The sequence below is a fragment of the Dietzia sp. Cai40 genome (genome assembly GCF_014145165.1).
GTDB lineage: Bacteria > Actinomycetota > Actinomycetes > Mycobacteriales > Mycobacteriaceae > Dietzia > Dietzia natronolimnaea.
Map to the genome: position 1 here is coordinate 1 of NZ_JAALEB010000104.1, position 5,912 is coordinate 5,912.

Annotated in this window: 3 protein-coding genes; 1 reads left to right on the forward strand and 2 read right to left on the reverse strand. The window is 69.4% G+C overall.

From position 1 onward, the window contains the following. Window positions 1–72: 72 nt before the first annotated feature. Both G6022_RS04950 and G6022_RS04955 read right to left on the reverse strand, forming a co-directional pair. Complete coding sequence (locus G6022_RS04950) at window positions 73–2,262, reverse strand: 3-hydroxyacyl-CoA dehydrogenase NAD-binding domain-containing protein (RefSeq protein ID WP_182691100.1); 2,190 nt, start codon at window positions 2,260–2,262, stop codon at window positions 73–75. A gap of 41 nt (window positions 2,263–2,303) precedes the next feature. After that, window positions 2,304–3,515 (reverse strand): acetyl-CoA C-acetyltransferase, encoded by a 1,212-nt coding sequence (locus G6022_RS04955; RefSeq protein WP_179524636.1) that lies wholly within the window; start codon window positions 3,513–3,515, stop codon window positions 2,304–2,306. A 196-nt stretch (window positions 3,516–3,711) separates the two neighbouring features. Here G6022_RS04955 and malQ point away from each other — a divergent pair, with 196 nt between their 5' ends. After that, window positions 3,712–5,871 (forward strand): 4-alpha-glucanotransferase, encoded by a 2,160-nt coding sequence (gene malQ, locus G6022_RS04960; RefSeq protein ID WP_182639874.1) that lies wholly within the window; start codon window positions 3,712–3,714, stop codon window positions 5,869–5,871. Window positions 5,872–5,912: the final 41 nt, after the last annotated feature.

Genomic DNA, 5,912 nt, shown 5'->3' on the forward strand with positions numbered 1-5,912 from the left:
GCCGCCCCCGGGGGTTCCCGGGGGCGGCCGCCTCTACCGCGTGTCGAGCGGACCGCTCGGCCGGTGGCCTGTTCAGTTCTGCTCGGCAGCCGCCTTCTTCAACGACTCGGTGGGCGCGAAGCGCTCGCCGTACTTGGCGGCCAGTTCCTCGGCTCGGGCGACGAAACCCTTGTAGCCCGAGGCGACGTGCTCGCCGGGTGCCGCGTAGTTCTTGGCGTACTGGCGGGTGCCGCCCGTCCACGCCGGGAACCCGATGCCGATGATCGAACCGATGTTGGCGTCGGCATCGTCCACGATCACACCCTCGTCAACGCACTTCTGCGTCTCGAGCACCTCGGCGAACAGCATGCGGTCCACCAGGTCCTGCAGTGGCGGCGCGTTGTCCGGGGAGGTGTTGAACGCCTCCCGCAGACCCGACCAGAGGCCGGCGCGCTTGCCGTCGATGTAGTCATAGAAGCCCGCGCCGGCGGCGCGACCGGAGCGCTCGATCTCCTCGACCATCTTCAGCACCACGCGGTCGGAGGCGCTGGGCACGTACTCCTTACCCTCGGCCTCCTCGGCCTCGCGGGTGGCCTGACGGATCTTGACCATCAGGTTGAGGTTCAGCTCGTCGGACAGCTGCAGCGGCGCGGCCGGGTATCCGGCAATGCGGCCGGCCTGCTCGATGGTGGAGGGCTCGATCCCCTCGTCGAGCATGGCCAGCGCCTCGTTGACGAACGTGCCGATCACGCGGGAGGTGTAGAAGCCCCGGCTGTCGTTGACCACGATCGGGATCTTGCGGATCTGCAGGGTCAGGTCGATGGCCCTGGCCAGCGTCTCCGGCGTGGTCTTGTCACCCTTGATGATCTCGACGAGCTGCATCTTGTCGACGGGCGAGAAGAAATGCAGGCCGATGAAGTCCTCGGGCCGCTTGACGCCGGTCGCGAGGTCGGTGATCGGCAGCGTGGAGGTGTTGGACCCCAGCAGCGCGTCCGCGTTGACGACGTCCTCGATCTCCTGGAAGACCTTCTTCTTCAGGTCCGGGGACTCGAAGACCGCCTCGATCACGAGGTCGCAGCCGGCCAGCGCCTGCGGATCCGCCGTCGGGGTGATCCGGGCGAGCAGCGCGTCGGACTTCTCCTGGGTGGTGCGGCCACGCTCGAGCGCCTTGGCCTCGATGCTCTCGGAGTACGCCTTGCCCTTGTCGGCGGAGGCCTGCTCGACATCCTTGAGCACGACCTCGATGCCGGCCTTGGCGCAGACGTAGGCGATGCCCGCGCCCATCATGCCGGCTCCCAGGACTCCGACCTTGGTGAACTGCGTCCGGGGGATCTCCGAACCGTCGGCGGCCTTGGGCCGCGCTCCCCCCGAGGAGCAGTGCTGCATGTCGAAGAAGAAGGCCTGGATCATGTTCTTGGCCACGACGCCGGTCACCAGCGAGACGAAGTAGCGCGCCTCGATCTTCTCCGCGGTGGCGAAGTCCACCTGCGAGCCCTCGACGGCCGCGGCCATGATGGCACGCGGCGCCGGGGAGGGCGCGCCCTTGGTCTGCTTGCGCATGTTCGCGGGGAAGGACGGCAGGACGCCGGCCAGTGCGGGGTCCTTGATCGTGCCGCCGGGGAGCTTCCACCCCTTGCGGTCCCACGGCTGGGTGGCCTCGGGCTCGGTGCCGATCCACGCCTTGGCGGCGTCGATCAACTGCTCGGGGGCCACGACCTCGTCGACGAGGCCGGCCTCGAGCGCCTTGGCCGGCGCGAAGGACCGACCGGACATGAGGATGTTGGGCACGGCCTGGGCCAGGCCGAACATGCGGACGGTCCGGACGATCCCGCCGCCACCCGGCAGCAGACCGAGGGTGACCTCGGGCAGGCCGACCTTGGCGCCGCGGGCGTCGGCCATGACGCGGTGGTGGCACGCGAGCGCGAGCTCGAGGCCGCCACCCAGGGCCGCACCGTTGATGGCGGCCACGACCGGGACCCCGAGGGTCTCGAGGGCGCGCATCCGGCCCTTGATCTCCATGGACCGCTCGAACAGCTGCTCGGCGTCCTCGGGGCCCGCCGTGATCATGGACTTGAGGTCGCCGCCACCGAAGAAGCTCTTCTTGGCGGAGGTCAGGACGACGCCCTTGATGGAGTCCTTCTCGGCCTCGATGCGGCCGACGGTCTCCGAGAAGTCGTCGATGAAACGGGCGTTCATGGTGTTCGCGCCGTGGTCGGGGTCATCCATGGTGAGGGTGACGATGCCGTCGCCGTCCTGCTCCCACCGGAACATGTTTTCGCTCACTGGTTCTCTACTCCTCAAGGCTGTGGTGTCGGTGGTGCGGATCAGACGCGCTCGATGATGGTGGCGACTCCCATGCCGCCGCCCACGCAGAGCGTGATGAGGGCGCGCTTGCCGCCGGTCCGCTCGAGCTCGTCGAGCACGGTGCCGGTGATCATGGCGCCGGTCGCACCGAGGGGGTGGCCCATGGCGATCGCTCCGCCGTTGACGTTGAGCTTCTCGTCGGGGATGTTCATGTCCTTCTGGAACCGCAGGACGACGGAGGCGAAGGCCTCGTTGAGCTCCCAGAGATCGATGTCGTCAGAGGTGAGGCCGGCGATCTCGAGAGCCTTCTTCGCTGCCGGGGTCGGGCCGGTGAGCATGATGGTGGTGTCGGCGCCGGAGGTGGCCGCGGCCACGACACGGGCGCGCGGCGTCATGTTCATCTCCTTGCCGGCCTTCTCCGAACCGACCACCACGAGCGCGGCGCCGTCGACGATGCCGGACGAGTTGCCACCGTGGTGGACGTGGTTGATCTCCTCGACCCAGTGGTACTTCTGCAGCGCGACGGCGTCGAAGCCACCCATGTCGCCGACCATGGCGAACGACGGCGTGAGGCCGGCCAGCTTCTCGACGGTGGTGCCCGGACGCATGTGCTCGTCGTGGTCGAGAATGGTGACGCCGTTGATGTCCTTGACCGGGACGACCGACTTGGCGAACCGGCCCTCCTCCCACGCCTGGGCGGCGAGCCGCTGCGAGCGCTCGGCGTAGCGGTCCACGTCCTCGCGGGTGAAGCCCTCGAGGGTGGCGATGAGGTCGGCACCGATCCCCTGCGGGGAGAAGTACGTGTCGTAGTTGGTGGCCGGGTCCAGGGCCCAGGCCCCGCCGTCGGTGCCCATCGGGACACGCGACATGGACTCGACGCCGCCGGCGAGGACGACCTCGTCCCATCCGGAGCGGATCTTCTGGGCGGCCATGTTGATCGTGGTCAGGCCGGATGCGCAGAAGCGGTTGATCTGCACGCCGGCCACGGTGTCGGGCATCTTGGCGGCCAGCGCGGCGATGCGCGGCAGATCCATGCCCTGGTCACCCAGGGGGGTGACGATTCCGTAGATGATGTCCGAGATCCGGTTCTCGTCGAGGTCGGGGAACCGACGCCGCATTTCTTCGATGAGACCGACGACCAGGTCGATCGGCTTGACCCCGTGCAGAGCGCCGCCAGGCTTGCCCTTGCCTCGCGGAGTCCGGATGGCGTCGTAGATGAATGCCTCGGTCATGGGTTGTCCACGGCCTTTCTCTGGGCGGAACTGATACGTGTTCGAACTCAGGTTACGTTGTCCACCCACCGCGCGCGGAGTGCGGTCCGTTTTTGTCGACCCGCACCCCGCGCGCTCCGATGGCACAGTGGACCGTGACTGTCCGCGGCGTCCCGGCAGGGGCGCCGCCCGACCCGACGCGAGGACCCCCGTGACCGTGACCGACGCCGTACCCCCCGCCCTGGTCGAGCTCGCCGAGAGGTGTGGGGTCGCCACGAGCTACACCGATGCGCGCGGAGTCCGACAGGACATCACCGCCCGGACCCTGCGCGCGGTTCTGGCCGCGATGGGCGTCCGGGCCGGCGATGACGACGACGAGAGCGGCACCACGGCCCGTGAGGCCCTCGAGGAGAATCGTCTGCGGCCGTGGCGGCGGGTGCTCCCACCGACGATAGTGGCGAGGCGGGGGGCGAGCGCCAGGTGCGCGGTTCATGCCCCACGCGGTGCCACGGTGACGCTGTCGGCCCATCTCGAGGACTCGGCCGCACCGCTCGATGTGGAGCTCCCCGACACCCCTGCCGAGTCGATGGAGGTCGACGGCGTGCTCGTTGACCGCGTCGAACTCGACCTCCCCGCCTCCCTCCCCCTCGGATGGCATCGGCTCGTCGCCGTGGTCTCCGAACCGTCAGCTCCCGGATCCCGGACGGTCGAGTCCACCCTGCTGGTGGCCCCGCAATCGATACCGGTTCCCGCGGACCTCACGCGACGCCGCGCGGCCGGTCTGGCCGCGCAGATCTACCAGGTCCGGTCCGAGCAATCGTGGGGGGTCGGGGACCTGGCCGATCTGGCCGACCTCGCCGGCTGGGCGGGCCGGGACCTCGGAGCCGACTTCGTCCTGGTCAACCCGATGCACGCCGGGGAGCCGTTCCCGCCGGTGGAGCCGTCCCCGTACCTACCCACCACGCGTAGGTTCGCCTCGCCTCTGTATCTCCGTCCCGAGCAGATTCCGGAGTACACCGCCCTGCCGGATGAGGACAGGCGGAGGATCGATGATCTCGCACGGTCACAGCACCCGCACAACTCCCGGGACACCATCGACCGCGACTCCTCCTGGAGTGCCAAGCTCGATGCCCTGCGGATGGTGTTCTCGGCTCCCCTGTCGGATGATCGGGCACGGGAGTTCGACGCCTTCGTCGTCGAACAGGAACCCGGTCTCCATCGCTTCGCCACGTGGTGCGCGCTGGCGGCCGAGGCGGGCCCGGACTGGTCGCGGTGGCCCGAGGATCTCCGGGATCCGGACTCCGACGCGGTGGCGCGCTACGCGCACGACCACGCGGAGGAGGTCCGTTTCCACCAGTGGCTGCAGTGGCAGGTCGCTCAACAGCGTGCAGGGGCGCAGAGTGCGGCCCTGTCGGCGGGGATGCGCCTGGGCATCCTGCACGACCTCGCCGTCGGGGTTCATCCCACCGGCGCCGACGCCTGGGCCCTCCACCGCTCACTGGCACGCGGGGTCACCGTGGGCGCGCCGCCGGACGCCTACAACCAGCTGGGCCAGGACTGGTCTCAACCCCCGCTGCGACCGGACGCGCTCGCCGAGGATGGCTACCGACCGTTCCGGGACATCGTGCGCGCCGCGCTGCGGGACTCGGGAGGGATCCGGATCGACCACATCCTCGGGCTCTTCCGACTCTGGTGGATACCGTCGGGACTCGCGCCCACCGAGGGAACCTATGTGCGCTACGACCACGAGGCGATGATCGGGGTCCTCGCTCTGGAGGCGTCACGTGCCGGAGCCGTGGTCGTGGGAGAAGACCTGGGGACCGTCGCACCGGGGGTTCGGGAGGAACTGTCCGAGCGAGGAGTCATGGGAACCTCGGTGATGTGGTTCGAGCAGGAGGATGGCCGGCCGACGCCTCCGGAGGACTACCGGCGACTGTGCATGACCTCGGTGACGACCCACGACCTCCCCCCGACTGCAGGTTATGTCGATCTCGTCCACGTCGACGTCCGCGAGGAGCTGGGCCAGCTGACGGGCGATGCGGAGCAGGAGCGCCTCGATGCCGCGGCCGAGATCCGTTCCTACACCGAGGCGGTCAGGCAGCGCGGTCTCCTCGAGGGCGACAGCCCGGAAGACCTGGTGGTGGCGCTCCACGCCTTCCTGTCCGCGGCGCCCTCTCTCCTGTACGCCGTGTCCGTCGCCGACCTGGCTGGAGATCGCCGGCCGGTCAACATGCCGGGGACGTCCGAGGAGTACCCCAACTGGCGTGTCCCGCTCACCGACAGCCGGGGTGCGGTGGTCTCCGTGGAGGGACTACGTGACTCCGGCCTTGCGGGGCGGGTGTGGGGCGCGGTGGCCGGTCAAGGTGGGGTGGTATGACGAGAGCCCCCGGGTCGCGTGATGCGATCCGGGGGCTCTCG